Annotated in this window: 16 protein-coding genes; 10 read left to right on the top strand and 6 right to left on the bottom strand. The window is 60.4% G+C overall.

Annotated elements, in window-relative coordinates; genetic code table 11:
• On the bottom strand, positions 1–136 hold a 136-nt coding region (locus tag HMPREF2806_RS12930; protein ID WP_304440900.1), incomplete at its 3' end, for a biotin/lipoyl-containing protein.
• 148 nt (positions 137–284) lie between these two features.
• Between HMPREF2806_RS12930 and HMPREF2806_RS01540 the strand changes: the two genes are divergently transcribed.
• The gene (locus tag HMPREF2806_RS01540) at positions 285–692 is read left to right on the top strand and encodes an oxidoreductase (protein ID WP_070512383.1); all 408 of its coding nucleotides are present in this window, start codon (positions 285–287) and stop codon (positions 690–692) included.
• 11 nt (positions 693–703) lie between these two features.
• Here HMPREF2806_RS01540 and HMPREF2806_RS01535 read toward each other — a convergent pair whose 3' ends face one another.
• Positions 704–1,246: an isochorismatase family protein gene (locus HMPREF2806_RS01535; RefSeq protein WP_070515796.1), complete on the bottom strand. Its 543-nt coding sequence runs from the start codon at positions 1,244–1,246 to the stop codon at positions 704–706.
• 28 nt (positions 1,247–1,274) lie between these two features.
• Between HMPREF2806_RS01535 and HMPREF2806_RS01530 the strand changes: the two genes are divergently transcribed.
• Positions 1,275–2,549: a glutaminase gene (locus HMPREF2806_RS01530; protein WP_046647935.1), complete on the top strand. Its 1,275-nt coding sequence runs from the start codon at positions 1,275–1,277 to the stop codon at positions 2,547–2,549.
• Positions 2,550–2,597: 48 nt separating this feature from the next.
• Here the strand turns inward: HMPREF2806_RS01530 and HMPREF2806_RS01525 are convergent, their stop codons facing one another.
• Positions 2,598–4,097 (bottom strand): leucyl aminopeptidase, encoded by a 1,500-nt coding sequence (locus tag HMPREF2806_RS01525; RefSeq protein ID WP_070515811.1) that lies wholly within the window; start codon positions 4,095–4,097, stop codon positions 2,598–2,600.
• Positions 4,098–4,309: 212 nt separating this feature from the next.
• Between HMPREF2806_RS01525 and HMPREF2806_RS01520 the strand changes: the two genes are divergently transcribed.
• The gene (locus HMPREF2806_RS01520) at positions 4,310–5,410 is read left to right on the top strand and encodes a branched-chain amino acid aminotransferase (RefSeq protein WP_070515793.1); all 1,101 of its coding nucleotides are present in this window, start codon (positions 4,310–4,312) and stop codon (positions 5,408–5,410) included.
• A gap of 12 nt (positions 5,411–5,422) precedes the next feature.
• On the opposite strand, the gene HMPREF2806_RS01515 is transcribed toward HMPREF2806_RS01520, so the two are convergent.
• The gene (locus HMPREF2806_RS01515; RefSeq protein ID WP_070515791.1) at positions 5,423–6,337 is read right to left on the bottom strand and encodes a nicotinate-nucleotide--dimethylbenzimidazole phosphoribosyltransferase; all 915 of its coding nucleotides are present in this window, start codon (positions 6,335–6,337) and stop codon (positions 5,423–5,425) included.
• A gap of 12 nt (positions 6,338–6,349) precedes the next feature.
• A complete protein-coding gene (locus HMPREF2806_RS01510; RefSeq protein WP_070515789.1) occupies positions 6,350–7,042 on the bottom strand; it encodes a DUF3043 domain-containing protein in 693 nt (230 codons plus the stop codon).
• A 179-nt stretch (positions 7,043–7,221) separates the two neighbouring features.
• Here HMPREF2806_RS01510 and HMPREF2806_RS01505 point away from each other — a divergent pair, with 179 nt between their 5' ends.
• Positions 7,222–7,566 carry a HesB/IscA family protein gene (locus HMPREF2806_RS01505; protein ID WP_070512402.1) on the top strand — a complete coding sequence of 115 codons (345 nt, stop codon included), beginning with the start codon at positions 7,222–7,224 and terminating at the stop codon, positions 7,564–7,566.
• Positions 7,567–7,649: 83 nt separating this feature from the next.
• Here HMPREF2806_RS01505 and asnB read toward each other — a convergent pair whose 3' ends face one another.
• The gene (gene asnB / locus HMPREF2806_RS01500; protein WP_046647940.1) at positions 7,650–9,572 is read right to left on the bottom strand and encodes an asparagine synthase (glutamine-hydrolyzing); all 1,923 of its coding nucleotides are present in this window, start codon (positions 9,570–9,572) and stop codon (positions 7,650–7,652) included.
• Positions 9,573–9,926: 354 nt separating this feature from the next.
• Here asnB and HMPREF2806_RS01495 point away from each other — a divergent pair, with 354 nt between their 5' ends.
• From HMPREF2806_RS01495 to HMPREF2806_RS01470, 6 genes are all read left to right on the top strand, one after another.
• On the top strand, positions 9,927–11,006 hold the full coding sequence (locus HMPREF2806_RS01495) for an aa3-type cytochrome oxidase subunit II (RefSeq protein ID WP_070515787.1): 1,080 nt from the start codon (positions 9,927–9,929) through the stop codon (positions 11,004–11,006).
• 19 nt (positions 11,007–11,025) lie between these two features.
• Positions 11,026–11,457, top strand: a complete 432-nt coding sequence (locus tag HMPREF2806_RS01490; protein ID WP_046647941.1) for an aa3-type cytochrome oxidase subunit IV — start codon at positions 11,026–11,028, stop codon at positions 11,455–11,457.
• Positions 11,458–12,042: 585 nt separating this feature from the next.
• Positions 12,043–12,627: an aa3-type cytochrome oxidase subunit III gene (locus HMPREF2806_RS01485; RefSeq protein ID WP_010190575.1), complete on the top strand. Its 585-nt coding sequence runs from the start codon at positions 12,043–12,045 to the stop codon at positions 12,625–12,627.
• Between the two features lie 67 nt (positions 12,628–12,694).
• A complete protein-coding gene (locus tag HMPREF2806_RS01480) occupies positions 12,695–13,582 on the top strand; it encodes a cytochrome bc1 complex diheme cytochrome c subunit (RefSeq protein ID WP_029159009.1) in 888 nt (295 codons plus the stop codon).
• Positions 13,579–14,799, top strand: a complete 1,221-nt coding sequence (locus HMPREF2806_RS01475; protein WP_070515785.1) for a cytochrome bc1 complex Rieske iron-sulfur subunit — start codon at positions 13,579–13,581, stop codon at positions 14,797–14,799. The genes HMPREF2806_RS01480 and HMPREF2806_RS01475 overlap by 4 nt, the downstream gene beginning before the upstream one ends.
• Positions 14,799–16,421, top strand: coding sequence for a cytochrome bc1 complex cytochrome b subunit (locus HMPREF2806_RS01470; RefSeq protein WP_046647943.1), 1,623 nt, complete (start codon positions 14,799–14,801; stop codon positions 16,419–16,421). Before HMPREF2806_RS01475 ends, HMPREF2806_RS01470 begins: the two co-directional genes overlap by 1 nt.
• Positions 16,422–16,975 lie beyond the last annotated feature (554 nt).

Raw genomic sequence — 16,975 nt, 5'->3', positions numbered from 1 at the left:
TGTCGACCTTGTCGGTGGAGACCTCGAGCAACGGCTCGTCGACCTCGACGGTGTCACCGACGGATTTCAGCCACTGGGTAATCGTGCCTTCGGTTACGGATTCGCCCAGTTCGGGCATCACAACAGAGTGTGCCATAAGTGTTAAGACTCCTCGAAAGTTGGAATTAGTGAAACGCTAGTGTTTGATTCTACAGCGTGTTTATAAAAGGTGCGCACGGGTGGGGTGAATTAGGGAATCCTCCGCACGAAGTGGCTGAAGGTGGCCTCCGGTAGGCTAAAGAGCCATGTTCAACCCCTTCCGCCGCAACAGCTCCAAGTCCCAACTGCGCCCGCCCCGCGCACCGGGGGAGACCATTCGCGCAGAAGACGCCCAAGAGCTTCAAGCCTGGGCTCAGGGACGTGCCTTTATTGAGGCCTTTATTGAACCGGAGACCGTGGTCAACGAGATGTCTGTCGTTGTGGTGGATGAAAACGGCGCCTTCATCCGCCGTCGCATTGGTGGGCCCAAAGGCATCGACGCGGTGGCTAAGCTTCTGCGCTGCGATGTCTATGACGTCGAAGAGACTGGTTACCCCCAGCGCATGCGCGAGCGCATCGAGCGAGAGCGCATTCTGCGCAAGCGGGAGGAACAACGCGAGCGCCGTCAGCGGTTTGAACAGCGACAGCAGCAGAATGGCCAGGACGGCAATTAGAAGGGTGCTGCCTAGCCAGTAATGATGGTGGCGCCTGCCTTCTCAAGCTCTTCCAGAGCGGCGGCGCCGCGGGCCTCGTCGACAGGCGCGCAGTAATCCGCCAGCACACGCACCGTGAATCCCTCCGCAAGGGCGTCGGCAGCGGTGGCGCGCACGCAGTGATCGGTAGCGATGCCCACGATGTCCACGGCGGTGATGTCGTGCTCGCGCAGCCACTCTGCCAGGGGAACGCCGTCGGCCGCGCCTTCGAAACCGGAATACGCAGCGGTATATTCACCCTTCTTGAAATAGGCCTGGGCGGGCCCGATCGCTTCGTGCATCGCGGCGCCGAAGGAATCGGCCACGCAGTGCGCGGGCCAGGTATCAACGAAGTCTGGATTCTCGGAGAAGTGGGTACCCGGATCGATGTGCCAGTCCTGCGTGGCAACGACAGTGTCGTAGGAAGGCTGGAGGGCACCGATGCGATCGGCCACCTCATTTCCGCGCTCGGTGGCGAGGGCTCCGCCGGGGCAGAAGTCATGTTGGACGTCGACAATGATGAGTGCAGGTGTCATACGCGGCAATTCTATACGCTGGGAAACGATGAAAACACCGATTCCTTTTTATCTACAGAAGATCCTTGATGGCGTTCACGATCACGATTCCGGAGAAGTCGCGGACTATATCCCGGAGCTGGCTGCCGCAAACCCCGAGCAGCTGGGGGCTGCGCTGTGCTCTGTGACGGGCCACCTCTACAGCGCCGGTGACGCAGAGACCCGCTTTACCATCCAGTCCATTTCCAAGCCCTTCGTCTATGCCCTCGCTCTGAGCGAGTTCGGCCCTGACGCGGTTCGTGAGGTGGTAGGACTCGAGCCCTCGGGGCAGGCCTTCAATGAGTTATCCCTAGCCAAGGACCACCGCCCCCTGAACCCGATGATCAATGCAGGTGCCATCGTGGTCAATCAGCTGATTAATGGGGTGGAGTCGACCGTGGAGGACCGCGTGGAAAAGATCCGCGCCTTCATATCCCAGTTGGCGGGGCGCGAGGTGGACGTCGATAAGCGCCTGTGCGACTCGGAACTTGAGCACGCTGAGCGCAACCTGTCCCTGGCACATATGCTGCGCTCCTACGGCATCATCCAGGACGATGCCCACGACGCCGTGCTGTCCTATACCTCGCAGTGTGCTCTGTCGGTGGACGTGCGCGACCTCGCCGTCATGACCGCGACCCTGGCTAATGGTGGCCGCCAGCCGGTAACGGGGGAGAAGATTTTGGACGCCGACGTCTGCCGCATGACGCTGGCGGTGATGAGTTCCTGCGGCATGTACGACGGTGCTGGGCGCTGGATGGCAGAGGTGGGAATCCCCGCTAAGTCCGGCGTATCCGGAGGACTCATTGGAACGCTGCCGGGGCAGATCGGCGTGGCGACGTTCTCGCCGCGTCTCGATGAGCAGGGAAATAGCGTGCGCGGAACCGAAATCTTCCGCGAGCTCTCCTCGGACATGGGCCTGCACTTGATGTCCACGGAAAACCGCTTTGGTGTGCACCCAGTTCGCAGCGTCGACGAGGACGACGACACCGCGATTATCCGCCTACAAGGTCATATCAACTTCACCGCCACCGAAGCCATCCTCCACGAACTGGAGGAGCGCCAGTTCTCCGGCAAGCGCTTGGCCTTGGACTTCTCCCAGGTCTCTGGCCTGCACAAGGTGGGCCGGCGCATGCTCAAGGAAGGCCTGCGCCGGCTGCGTGAGGAAGGCAACGAGGTCGCGCTTGTCGACGACGACGGGCTCGTCACCGACCGCGCCATGTCCGACGGTACGGTCCTCCCATTGGCGGATAAGGAGGACTACGTCATCGCCGGCGAAGAGGTGTGAGCGGCCTAAAGCCGCTCACACGAGGGGCCGCATGGAAGCCGCTCTGATTTAGGCTTCTGCGATCTCGCGCAGCGCTGCGACCACGGTGCGCACCGGAACTCCGGTGGCGCGCTTCGGGGTGTAGCCGCGCGGGGCGGAACCGTTCCAAGAGGGGCCGGCGATATCGATGTGGGCCCACTCGATGCCCTCGCCCACGAACTGCTTGAGGTAGGTGCCGGCGAACTCCATGCCGCCCTCGCGCTTGGCGTTGATATTGCGGATGTCTGCGGCCTGGGACTTGATCTCCTCGTCGTGCTCCTCCAGCAGCGGCATGGCCCAGGCGTTCTCGCCCACTTCGCGGCCGATTTCGGCGAGGCGATCGCGGAAAACCTCGGAGCCCATGATGCCGGAGGTGCGCGAACCCAGCGCCACGATCTGTGCGCCGGTGAGTGTCGCGGTCTCAATGAGGTAATCCGGCTTGTCCTCGCTGGCGCGCGCGATGGCGTCCGACAGCACGAGGCGGCCCTCAGCGTCGGTGTTGAGGACCTCGGAAGTCAGGCCGCCGTAGTGGGTAATGACATCTCCCGGGCGGGTAGCACCAGAGCCCGGCATGTTCTCAGCCAGCGGCAGGGTAGCGGTGATCTGAACCGGCAGCTTCAGCTTGGCCGCCGCGATGATGGTGGCCGCCATCGCAGCAGAGCCGCCCATGTCAGAGATCATGTCCCACATGCCATTGCCCGGCTTCAGGGAGATACCGCCGGTATCGAAGGTAATGCCCTTACCTACAAGAGCCACGTGTTTCTTGGCCTTCTTGGGCTTCCAGCTCAGGCGCACCAGACGCGGCGGGCGGGCAGAACCCTTGCCTACCGCGAGGATGCCGCCGAAGCCCTGCTTCTCCAGCTGCTTTTCATCGAGCACCTCGACGTCAAGACCGGCTTCCTTTGCCTGGCCGGAAAGGAATGCGGCGTAGGACTCCGGGTAGAGCTCGTTGGCGGGGGCATTCACGAGGTCGCGGGCAAGCAAGACAGACTCGGCCACGGTGCGGGCTGCCTCGAATTCTTCGGAGACAGACTTATCAGCCACCACCACGAAAGTGGCTGGTTGTTCCTTCTCCTCCAGTTCGGTGGAGCGAATGCCGCGATAAGCGTAGCCGCCGAGGATGAGACCCTCGACAGCAGCAGAAACGCCGAAGTCCGCCAGGCTGGTCACGATGGTGCCCACGCCTGCGGTGGCGCGGGCCACGGAGCCGGCGGCGCGGCGCAGGGCCTCGGCGTCGAGTTCCTCGACATCGCCCAAGCCCAGCGCAATGACCTGCGCAGCCCCTGCCTTCTGCGGGGCGGGAACCTTCACGATTTCCCCGGCCTTGCCCGTCGCGCCCACGGCCGCGAGAGCCTCGTACGTCGAGCGCAGTGCGGACGAGCTGAGAAGAGAGGTGCCCGGCACCTCGAGTCCCTCCTCGCCGGCGAAGGTGGCGATCAGCAGGGCATCTGCCTGCTTGGGAGCCTTCTTGGCCAGCTCAACGGTGGGGAAAGAGCCGCGTGCGGGCAGTTCGAACGTGGAAGAAGCCACGATGTCCTCCTTGAGAAAAGTGACAATGGGATACTCCTCACACACTACCCGTGTCTATGGTGTGGAACGTACTGGGATTACAGTGGGATTACGGTGGGAGTGGGGTGGGGTGGCAGCGGGGCTTGTGGGCTCGCCGAGTGGACTCAAGGAGTGGTGATCTAGCTAGGGCATTTCTGCATCTCTATAGGGGGCTAAGGAGTACGCTGTAATCCATGTTGAATTACACCGTGACGCGAACTGAAACCCCCACCTCCCCGGAGCGCCTGCAGGAGATTCTGGCGAACCCGGGCTTTGGTAAGTACTTCACCGACCACATGGTGACGATTGACTGGACTGAGGACAAGGGATGGCACGACGCGCAGGTACGCCCCTACGCGCCGTTTAGCATGGATCCGGCGTCCACCGTCTTCCACTATGGCCAGGCCATCTTCGAGGGCATCAAGGCCTACCGCCAGCCAGATGGCAGCATCGCCACCTTCCGCCCGGAGCAGAACGCGCAGCGTCTGCAGGCTTCCGCTGAGCGCATGGCTATGCCGCAGCTGCCGGAAGAGGAGTTCATTGAGTCCCTGCGCCAGCTTGTCGACATCGACCAGGCCTGGGTCCCCGAAGCTGGCGGCGAGGCAGCCCTGTATTTCCGCCCTTTCATGATCGCCACCGATGTGTCCCTGGGCGTGCACCCGGCGCACTCCTACCGCTATGTCGTCATCGCCTCCCCGGCAGGCGCGTACTTCTCCGGCGGCATCAAGCCGGTGTCCGTCTGGCTATCCACCGACTACGTCCGCGCTGCTCCCGGCGGCACGGGCACGGCCAAGTTCGCCGGCAATTATGCGGCCTCACTGCTCGCCCAGGCGCAGGCCGCGGAGAAGGGCTGCGACCAGGTGGTGTGGCTGGACGCCATCGACCGCACCTACATCGAGGAAATGGGTGGCATGAACCTGGCCTTTGTCTACGGCGAGGAAGGCAACCAAACCCTGGTGACCCCGGCGCTGTCGGGTTCGCTGCTGCCGGGCATTACCCGCGCCTCGCTTCTGCAGGTTGCTAAGGACATGGGGCTGAAGGTCGAAGAGCGCCGCATCACCTACAAGGAGTGGGAGCAGGACGTTGCTTCCGGCGCCATGGTGGAGGCCTTTGCCTGCGGCACCGCAGCCGTTATTACCCCGGTGGGCCACGTCATGGGCGACGAGACCGATTTCCACATCAACAACGATGAGGCCGGCGCTACGACGATGGCTCTGCGCGAGCGCCTCACCGGCATCCAGCGCGGGTCCGTGGAGGATACCCACGGCTGGCTGCACACGCTGGTGGAGGCTTAGAGCGCAATTCGCTTAGGCAAGCTCGGCGGCCAGCTGCACCAGCGGCAAGGCCGCGAGCGCGCCGAGGGGGAAACCTTCGCTCAGGTTTAAATCAAGCAGTGGGGTTAGTCCCAGCTCTTTGAGAGCAAGCGCATACGCCGGTTCGGGGGTGGTCGTCCCTGCGCGCAGCCAGCCTCTCACGCCGGGCGCGGTGCGCTCGGCCAGGACGGCGGCGGTGGCGGCCAGGGGGCCGTCGATAAGCACTGGCGTTCGCCGCGCCGTGGCCTGCGCGATGAAACCCGCCAGCGCTGCGAGATTCGGGGAGCCGATGGTCTGCACGACCTCCCAGCCCTCCAGGTTGCGGGCGCGGAACATCGAGTCACGCACAACGCTCACGCGGGCCTTCCACATCGCATCCGTAATACCGCTGGCCAGAGTATTCGTCCCCACAATCGCCACCGGTTCGGTATGGGTAATCCGGCCCATGACGCTGGCGGCGACTGTGCTTGCGCCGATACCAAAATCAGACGTGATGAGCAGATCAGTGCCCGAATCGATCTCTCGGTCAGCCGTAGCCATGCCGAGTTCGATGTGTGACTCGCACTCTGCCGGGGACATAGCGGCAGAGGGGGCACCAGGCTCAGTGCTGGTGGACTCTGCGCTGCATTCGACGAAGTCGATGCCCGCTCCTGCCCGCTGCGCAGCGCTGAAGAGATTATCGCGCCACCGATCTGCATCGCTGAGGGAGTGCTCTGTGGCTTCTGCACCGTCGACAGTGGGTACAACGTTGGCATCAGCGCCCTCAAAGACGATGGCTCGGGGGCGCTGAAGGGGCTTCGCCTGCGGGGAATCCTGCGCTGCCGCCAACCACGCGGCAATTTCGGCTACGCGATTTGGTTGAGCTGCGGTTGAAGGGCGCAGCTGGGGAACCGCGGTGAATTCAGGCATGTGTCCTCCGGTTTAGACAGTGGCTCCGCGCTCCACCTGCGGGCGCGGGGTGCGCCACTTGCGCGGCTGGGAGGCGCGGGAGTACGCGTAGAAGCCCAGACCAAAACCGGCCTCGGTGGTGCCGGGGAACTTGAGACGCACGGCGTTGTTGCACTTGCGCGCGAGCCAGAAACCTTCGACGGCAAAGACAACGATGACCGCCATCGCGCCGATAGAGATGATCTGCGACAGGCGAGGGTCCCGGGTGCTGACGAACATGAGCACCAGCAGCACGATGGCAAAGGGCATGACCCACTCGTTAATGAAGCGGCGGGAATCTACCCAATCGCGTACGTAGCGGCGGACCTCGCCCTTATCGCGGGCGAGCAAGTAGCGCTCGTCGCCAGCGGCCATGCGCTCCTGTGCCACCTTGTTACGTTCGCGGGACTCAGCGCGCTCCTTACGCTTATATTCCTTCCATTCCGCCTTGGACATGGAAGCCTTAAGCTCCTTGCGATGCTGGTAGCGTTGCGCGTCCGACATCCCCCGGGGATCACGCTTGACGCCGCGGGCGATTTCCTGCGCATCACGCTTGGGCGTGGGGCGGCCCTTCGGCGGCGTGTAGCCCTTGCGGTGCGGTTTCTCGGCGGCGGGTTGCTCTTCCGGCGCCGGGGTTTGCTCGGCGGGGGAAGAAGTCTTGTCATCTTTTTGCCACGGAAGTTTCACGCTGTTTAGCGTACAAGGTCTAGCAGACATAACGGGAATAGGCCCGCGGGAGAGAGCGTTGTGGTTAGGGAACAGGACACCTGTGAACCACTAGTGAACTGTGAGGCATCCTTTCTTCCTCACCTGTGAGGGGGTAGGGTGGGCTCCAGAAAAATTCCGCATATATAAGAGGAGAAATCATGACCGCTCCCGCGTCTGCAACCGGAGTTATCCTGACCGAGGCCGCTGCCGCCAAGGCAAAGTCCCTGCTTGAGCAGGAAGGCCGCGACGATCTGTCACTGCGCATTGCTGTCCAGCCAGGCGGCTGCGCGGGTCTGCGCTACCAGCTCTACTTCGATGACCGCACCTTGGATGGTGACAAGGTGGACACCATTGGCGGCGTTAACCTCGTCGTAGACAAGATGTCTATCCCGTACCTCACCGGCGCCAAGATTGACTTCTCCGACACCATTGAGGCCCAGGGCTTTACCATCGATAACCCCAACGCTGGCGGCTCCTGCGCTTGCGGTGATTCCTTCAATTAAATTCAAGTAAAGTCACGTTGACAAAACGATGAAGCCCTCGTCCGCAGTGTGCGGCGAGGGCTCCGTCAGTTTTGTTGTTTGAACTAGAGCTTCACGGGGTAGTCGCGCTGCTCGATCTTCGGGTCGATGCGGTCTTCGACGAAGATGCCGTGCCAAATCATGAAGGACAGCACCGTCCACAAACGGCGTGAGTGATCGGATACACCGTCGCGGTGCTCCTTGAGCATCTCCAGAACTTCCTTCTTGTTGAAGATGTCCTCGGTCTGGGACTCGGTAATCTGATCCTGGGCCCAGCCGTAGAGCTCATCGCCGGCCAGCCAGTGGCGCATCGGAACCGGGAAGCCCAGCTTCTTGCGGTGCAGCACGTGCGGGGGAACGATCTGCTCCATGGCCTTGCGCAGCGCGTACTTGGTCGTCCCGTGCGAAATCTTGAGGTCGTAGGGGATAGTTTCCGCGACCTTAAACACTTCCTTGTCGAGGAAAGGAACGCGCAGCTCTAGGGAGTTGGCCATGTTCATCTTGTCGGCCTTGACCAAGATGTCGCCGCGCATCCACGTAAACAGGTCGAGGTGCTGCATGCGGGCTACCGGGTCGAAGTCCTGTGATTGCGCGTAGATTGGTGCGGTGACCTCGCGGTGATCCCACTCCGGCTTGGCCCAGGGGAGCACCCGCTGGAGCTGCTCGAAGTTAAAGGAACGTGCATTGCCGTAATAGCGCTCCTCCATGGTCATCGAACCGCGGTTGAGCAGGGACTTGCCCTTCATTCCTTCGGGGAGTACCTGTGAGAGCTTGCCCAGGCCGCGACGCAGCGGGGAGGGGATCTTCTCGAACGGAGCCAGGGAGAGAGGCTCCTTATAAATGGTATAGCCGCCGAAGAGCTCGTCCGCACCTTCGCCGGAGAGCACCACCTTGACGTGCTTGCGGGCTTCCTGGGCCACGAAGTACAGCGGAACGAGGGAAGGGTCCGCGACGGGGTTGTCCAGGTACCACATGATCTTCGGTACAGCGTCGGCATACTCCTCAGGGGAGACGATCTTGACGATGTGCTCCACACCGATCGCCGCGGCGGACTCGGCGGCGACATCCACCTCGGAGTAGCCCTCGCGCTCGAATCCCGTGGTGAAGGTGAGTAGGTCTGGGTTGTGGCGCTTGGCCAGAGCTGCGATGGCGGTGGAATCAATGCCACCGGAGAGGAAGGAGCCGACGGTGACGTCCGCACGCATGTGCTTCTCGACGCTATCCTCCAACGCCCGGGCGATCCTATCGAAGAGCTGCTGCTCCTCGCCCTGCTTGACGGGTTGGATGGGGAAGCGGGGCTTAAAGTAGCGCTCCGATACAACTTCTTCGCCAGGGCGAAGCGTCACGGTGCAGCCAGACTCGACGCGGCGAATATTGGCGTGGAGGGACTCTGGCTCAGGCACGTACTGCAAGTCTACGTAGTGCTCGATGGCGCGCCTATCAAGGCTGAGGTCTAGACCGAGCGAGTCGGCCATCGAAAGGATGCACTTCATCTCCGAGGCGAAGACCGTGCCCTCCTTGGTGGTGGCGTAGTAGAGCGGCTTGATGCCGAACTGGTCGCGGGCGGCAAACATCGTGCGCGTTTCGGTATCCCAGATAACGAAGCCAAACATGCCACGCAGGTGCTCTACGACGTCCTTACCCCAGTGGTGATAGCCCACGACGATGGGCTCGCCGTCACCCTCGGTGTTGAAGGTATAGCCGGCGGCACTGAGCTCTTCGCGGAGTTCTACGTAGTTATAGATTTCGCCGTTGAAGGTAAGGGCATAGCGCTCGGGGTTGTCCTCGGGGCCCCAGCGGAGCGGCTGATTGGAGTGTTCGAGGTCGATGATAGATAGGCGGTTAAAGCCAAAAGCCGCATCATCGTCGTGCCAGGTTCCGGCAGCGTCCGGGCCGCGGTGGCGCATGCACTGAAGAGACTGTTCAAGAGCTTCCAGGTGCTGGGCGGCGTTGCGATCGGCGCTCAGTAGCGCGCAGAGTCCGCACATAAGCTTGCTTCTCCTTATAGATCAAGGTTCATCTCCGGAACACTTTACGGCCGCGGCCAAACGATCTGCGAACCCCGCGCCGCGTTCCCCGTTAGGGTGCGAACTTTCGGATGATGCAGGGGTGTGCGGCTTGTGAATTGGGTCATAGCCGGGAGGGGGAGGCTGGGGGAGCTGGCGTGATCTTGTGCAGGTGGGCCGGTAACATTCCGTACGTTCACTACTTATAGGACAGGTCCAACGCCCAAACAGTCCAGCGAAAAGGCCTGAAAATCAGGCAGGATGCTCTATTCTGATTGGGTAGGAATGCTCTGTGAGTATTCGAGAAGTTTGTGTGCACAGAAAGGCAGAACACACGTGGGACAGCGTAAGCAGCGCAACCTCGGCCGTAAGGCAGGCCTAGCGGGCGTCATAGCTTTGGGCGGTCTAGCCCTTGCGGGTTGTGACGTCGCAGCGCCGACGGCAGTTGAGAACCTCCTAGGCATGGGTTGGCCGAAGGGTATTACCCCTGAAGCGACCTCGATGTACAACTTCTGGATCTGGGTCTGGGTTGCTGCATGGATCATCGGTTTCATCATGTGGGGCCTGTTCCTCACCGCTATCTTCCGCTGGAATGCGAAGAAGGCTGAGAAGGCCGGCAAGGGCGAGTTCCCGAAGCAGCTGCAGTACAACGTGCCGCTGGAGATGGCTCTGACCATTATCCCGATTCTGATCATCATGGGACTGTTCTTCTTCACTGTTCAGGCTCAGCAGAAGGTTACGGCGCTGGACAAGAACCCTGAGGTGACCGTGGACGTTACCGCCTTCCAGTGGAACTGGAAGTTCGGTTACGCCGAGAACAAGGTTGATGGCGAGAACTACGATGGCGCCGATGCTGAGCGTCAGAAGCTTGCCGAGGAATCCTCCCTCGACCCGGAGGGCACCCCGAACCCGAACCCGATTCACGGTAAGTCCACCGGTGACATCTCCTACCTCAACTTCAACAAGATTGAGACTGTTGGTACCACCGAAGAGGTTCCGGTTCTGGTTCTCCCGGTTGACACCCCGATCGAGTTCCGTCTCGCCTCCGGCGATGTTTCCCACTCCTTCTGGGTTCCGGAGTTCCTGTTTAAGCGCGATGCCTACGCGCACCCGGAGAACAACTCCCAGGAGCGTCGCTTCCAGGTAGAGAAGATTGAGGAAAAGGGCGCCTTCGTTGGTCGCTGTGCTGAGATGTGCGGTACCTACCACGCCATGATGAACTTTGAGATTCGCGTCGTTGACCGCGCAGACTTCAACGAGTACCTCAAGTTCCGTGAGGAGAACCCGCAGGCAACCAACGCCGAGGCTCTCGAGCACATCGGTGAAGAGCCCTACGCAGTTACCACCGCTCCGTTCAACTCTCTGCGCGACACCCGCGATGCCGACAACTTTGTCGACACCGCTGAAGCGGCATAAGAAAAGGAACTGATAGAAAATGCGTGCAACATCTAAGGTCTTTTATTCCATCGCGACCTACCTCTTCGTGTCGCTCATCGTCTACGTCATTGGCGTTAACTACGTCAAGGATGATGGCTACATGTACGGCACCGAGTGGGTCGGCATCGTGGGCTTGGTCCTCGCTATGCTGCTCTGCCTCATGCTGGGCGGCTACCTGCACTTCACCGATAACCGCTCCGACATCGCGCCGGAGGATTGGGAAGAGGCGGAGACTGAAGACGCAGCCGGTATCCTTGGCTTCTTCTCTCCGAGCTCCATCTGGCCGCTGTGCATGACCGGCTCCATCGCAGTGCTGGGTCTTGGCATCATCTTCCTCTACTTCTGGATGATCATCCTGGGCGCAGTCCTGCTCGTCACCTCCGTGACTGGCCTGTCCCTGCAGTATGGCCTTCCGAAGGAAAAGCACTAAGGCTTAACCTTTTCTGCCGCGCTTTCTAGCGTCACGACTTCTCACGCCTCCGCCACACCTAGTGGCGGAGGCTTTGTCGTTGAGAAGACTGCGTCGTAGTGCGTTGCGGAAAGTTCCCAAAAGGGAGAAAAAATTTCGATTTGGGTGGAGTGCTGGGGGAGCGGGTGGCTTGCCGAAAGTGTGTAACTCTAGGTCTGTGCTTAGAATTCCAGCACGTTAACGGCCATTTTTACGGGGGTCATCCGAAAGTTGCAGTCCTGCACTTTCGCCCGCGGTGGCGGGTGTGATTTATCTCATTAGCGTTGGTCCGACCGGTTTCGGATTGCGGGCAAAACGTACCTCTTCTTGACCTGTTGCTGGCTTCACAACTGGCGTTGCCAAGTCTCACTACCTGCAGGGATGGGGCGTCGTAAAGCGCGCTAAAAAGTTCCCGACTACCTCCTGGGAGCTCTATGGTTCCTGCCTGGGGTGAAAACTGTGAAGGTCTAGGTCGTGGCCTCAAAAAAATCGGGGGGAAATGAGATGACTTATGCGGTCAGACCAGCCATACTGTTATGCGTGACGAGCGTAGTTTCTAACCAAGGTATGGCAGCACCACGTGTTGCCGCGCTGAACCGACCCAACATGGTCAGCGTCGGCACCATCGTGTTCCTGTCTCAGGAATTGATGTTCTTTGCTGGACTGTTCGCGATGTGGTTCACCTCGCGTGCGAACGGCCAGGAGGGTGACTGGGCAGAGCACACGGCGCACATCAACGTGCCCATGGGCTTCCTCATTACGAGTGTCCTGGTTCTTTCCTCCGTGACCTCTCAGTTCGGCGTGTTTGCAGCAGAAAGGGGTGACGTTTACAAGCTCCGACTCTGGTACTCGGTAACCATCGCGTTGGGTGTTGTCTTCTTGGGCATCATGGCGTTCGAGTGGACAGAGTTGATCATGGCAGGTCTCACTGTTCAGTCCAGTGTCTTTGGTTCGGTCTTCTATATCCTGACCGGGTTCCACGCGGCACACGTGACTGCGGGTCTGATCGCCTTCGGAATTATCTTGGCGCGAATTGCCCGCTCCAAGTTCACGCCTGCACAGGCCACCGCGGCAATGGCAGTGTCTTACTACTGGCACTTCGTTGACGTTGTGTGGATCGGCGTGTTCGTAGTCATCTACCTAGTTCAGTAGGCCGTAGTCGCCGGAGAATAACCGGCCTACAGTCATTCATCTCCATGTACGAGTTATCTAAAGGAAAATGATGGATAACATCCAGCAGCCCGCCGCAGTGGAAGACACCACTGCCGCGGCTAAGAAGACCCGCCGTCGCCGCAAGGCGAAGCGCACGCTTGCTGGCGTCTTTGCACTGAGCATCGGGCTTACCGGCGCAGGTGTCTTGGCTTCTGCCCTGACCCCTGACGCACAGGTGGCTACCGCTGCCAAGGATGACCAGGCACTCGTTCAAGAGGGCAAGGACATCTACGAAGTCGCTTGTATCACCTGCCACGGTGCCAACCTGCAGGGTATCCAGGACCGCGGCCCGTCCCTCGTTGGTATCGGTGCCGGCTCTGTGTACTTCCAGGTGCACTCCGGTCGTATGCCGATGATGTCCAACGACGCTCAGGCTGAGCGCAAGACTCCGCGCTACACCGAGCAGCAGACCCTGGCGCTTGCCGCCTACGTAGCTGCCAACGGTGGCGGCGCCGACATCGTCTACGACGAGGACGGCTCTGTTGCGCAGGAGTCCCTGCGTGGTGCTAACTACAACGGCCAGATCCAGGCCGAGGACGTAGCAAAGGGCTCCGAGCTCTTCCGTATGAACTGCGCGTCCTGCCACAACTTCACCGGTAGGGGAGGCGCTCTTTCCTCCGGTAAGTTCGCTCCGCCGCTCGACCCGGCCAACGAGCAGGAGATCTACCAGGCAATGCTGACCGGTCCGCAGAACATGCCTAAGTTCTCTGACCGTCAGCTGACCGCCGATGAGAAGAAGGACATCATCGCCTACCTCAAGTCTGCGAAGGAAACCCCGTCTCCGGCTGGTTGGTCGCTTGGCGGCCTCGGTCCGGTGGCTGAGGGCCTGGCAATGTGGATCATCGGCATCAGCCTTCTGTGCGTTGCCGCTATGTGGATTGGATCTCGCTCATGAGCAACGTAAAGAAGAATTACTCTCGCAAAGAGCTCGATGCTATGAGCAACGACGAGCTCGCAGCCCTCGGTACCGAGCTGGACGATGTTACCGTTGCGTTCCGTAAGGAGCGCTTCCCGGTAGAGGGCGATCCCGCCGAGAAGCGTGCCGCTGCAAACGTCACCTTCTGGCTCATCATTTCCGTCCTGATGGGCATTGCCTTCCTGGCCGTCTACCTCTTCTGGCCGTGGGAGTACAAGATGCTGGGCGAGGACGGCCTGTGGTGGCACACCCTCTACACGCCGTTGCTGGGCCTGACCTCTGGTCTGTGCATCTTGGGCTTGGGCTTTGCCATCGTTCAGTACGTCAAGAAGATCCTCCCCGAGGAGATCTCGGTTCAGCGCCGCCACGACGGTCCTTCCGATGAAGTCGACCGCCGCACGCTGACCGCGCTTCTGAACGACTCCTGGAACACCTCGACTCTGGGTCGCCGTTCCACCATCAAGGGACTGCTTGGCGGTGCCAGCGTTCTGTTCGGCTTGACCGTGATTGCTCCGCTGGGTGGTGCCATCAACAACCCGTGGAAGAAGCGCCACGAGTTGAACTACATGGGTGACGGCACCCTGTGGACCTCCGGTTGGACTCTGCACGAGAAGGGCGTCAAGCTCTACCTCGCTCGCGATACCGGTACTATCGCCGAAATGCACGAAGGCGAGTCCGGCTCGCACTACACCACCCGTGGCGTCACCCGCCTGGTGCGCGTGCGTCCGGAGGATCTGGCTGCAGGCGGTATGGAGACTGTCTTCCCGCTGGCTGCGGAGGATGTCAACGACGGTGCAGAGTACTCCGAGGACAAGGACGTCTACGAGAACCACATGCACTCGATCCACGGTAACCGCAACGCTGTGATGCTCATCCGCCTGCGCAACGATGATGCCAAGAAGGCTATCGAGCGCAAGGGTCAGGAAGACTTCCACTACGGCGATTACTACGCCTACTCCAAGATCTGTACCCACATTGGTTGCCCGACCTCGCTGTACGAGGCACAGACCAACCGCATTCTCTGCCCGTGCCACCAGTCGCAGTTCGACGCGTTGCACTACGGTAAGCCGGTCTTCGGCCCGGCAGCCCGTGCACTGCCGCAGCTGCCGATTGATGTGGACGATGAGGGCTACCTCATTGCTAAGGGCAACTTCATCGAGCCCGTCGGACCTGCATTCTGGGAGCGTAAGTCATAATGAGTAACAAACTTGCACAGATGGGTAACAACATGGACGAGCGGTACTCCGCTGCCGGCGTCCTGCGTACCCAGCTCAACAAAGTCTTTCCCACTCACTGGTCCTTCATGCTCGGTGAGATGGCACTGTACAGCTTCATCATCCTGTTGCTGACCGGTATCTACCTCGCGCTGTTCTTCGATCCTTCAATTACGAAGGTCATCTACGACGGTGGGTACACCCCGCTGAACGGCGTGGAGATGTCTCGCGCCTACGCAACGGCACTCGATATCTCCTTTGAGGTCCGCGGCGGTCTGTTTGTGCGCCAGATGCACCACTGGGCAGCACTCATGTTCATGATGTCCATGATTGCCCACATGCTGCGCATCTTCTTCACCGGCGCATTCCGTCGCCCGCGTGAGGCCAACTGGATTATCGGTTGCGCGCTTATCCTTCTGGGCATGGTCGAGGGCTTCCTCGGCTACTCCCTTCCGGATGACCTGCTCTCCGGTGTTGGTCTGCGAATCATGTCCGCCATCATCCTGGGCCTGCCGATCATCGGTACCTGGCTGCACTGGGCCATCTTCGGTGGCGACTTCCCGTCCGACCTCATGCTGGACCGTTTCTACATCCTGCACGTGCTGGTTATCCCGGGCATCATCCTGGGCCTTATCGCAGCTCACCTCATCATGGTCTGGTTCCAGAAGCACACCCAGTTCCCTGGACCGGGTCGCGCTGAGAACAACGTCGTGGGTGTCCGTATTATGCCGGTCTTCGCCACCAAGGCAATCGGCATGGGCATGATGGTTGCCGGTGTCCTGGCGCTCATCTCCGGTCTCATGACGATTAACGCCATCTGGAACCTTGGCCCGTACAACCCGTCCCAGGTCTCCGCTGGTTCCCAGCCGGATATCTACATGCTGTGGACTGACGGTGTTGCTCGTGTCATGCCTGCATGGGAGCTCTACATCGGTAACTACACCATCCCGTCTGCGTTCTGGGTTGCACTGCTCTGTGGTCTCATGGTTGTCCTGCTCTTCGCCTACCCCTTCATTGAGAAGAAGTTGACTGGCGACGACGCTCACCACAACCTCCTGCAGCGCCCGCGTGACGTTCCGGTTCGCTCCGCTATCGGTGCAGCTGCTATCGTCTTCTTCCTGCTGGTAACGCTGTCTGGTGGTAACGACCACGTGGCACACTTCTTCCAGATCTCGCTGAATGCGATGACCTGGGTTGGCCGTATCGGTCTGATTGTCCTGCCGCCGATTGCATACTTCATGACCTACCGCATCTGCGTTGGTCTGCAGCGCTCCGACCGTGAGGTGCTGGAGCACGGTATCGAGACCGGTGTCATTAAGCAGCTGCCGAACGGTGCCTTCATCGAGGTTCACCAGCCGCTTGGTCCGGTGGACGAGCACGGCCACCCGGTTCCGCTCGAGTACGCCGGCGCTCCGGTTCCGAAGCAGCTCAACCAGCTTGGTCTGGCCGACTCCGAGACACAGGGCATCTTCTCTTCCGATGACTCCGCTATCGTCTCCCGAGTCAATGAAATTCGCCACGAGAACCACGCTGAGGAGGCGGAGATGTTCCGTCAGCTCAACGAGGCTAACCGCCGCGAAGACGAGGAGAATGGCCGCATCTAGCGCCATCACTCGCTGAAACACGCTCACAGAGCCCGTTCCTTTCTCCATCACACAAGAGAATAGGAACGGGCTTTTGCGTTCTCATTTCCTTTAGTCGCGGGGCCGCGAACTGGGCCCTTGGAGCCGGCCTGGTTCATTTGTTCATTTCGGAAGCTGAGCTAAGTCAGGAGGGCGTACTTGCACAAGGCATCTGACAAAAGGCATTTTTGGGTCTGAAGACGCCATCTGCCATGAGTAAATGGCGTTTTTAGCCGTCAAAACGCCTTACGACTGATGCCTTTTGCCAGACGCCTTTTGTCAGATGCCTCAGGCGTGTCAATAAAGGCCCCCAGACGTTGGGCGTTGGAGGAGCTCAAAGAAGGTAATCCGTTTCGCGAAGAGATGGGCAGTGCACTACGGAAAGGTCGTCGTGAACCGACCTGGGTCATGGGTGGGTGAGTAAACCTTGACGTCACTCTTGGCAGTATTGCCCAGTGTTGTTCGGCGGTGGGGCGGGATTTCTTCGCACTTAATTGGCCTACGTCAGGTTGGAGCTGTCTTGGTTGAAGAAGCAT

The organism is Corynebacterium sp. HMSC076G08, from assembly GCF_001811515.1.
In the GTDB taxonomy this organism is placed as follows: domain Bacteria; phylum Actinomycetota; class Actinomycetes; order Mycobacteriales; family Mycobacteriaceae; genus Corynebacterium; species Corynebacterium hiratae.
Note: the sequence above shows the minus strand (reverse complement) of the source record. Positions and strands in the feature narration are given on the sequence as shown.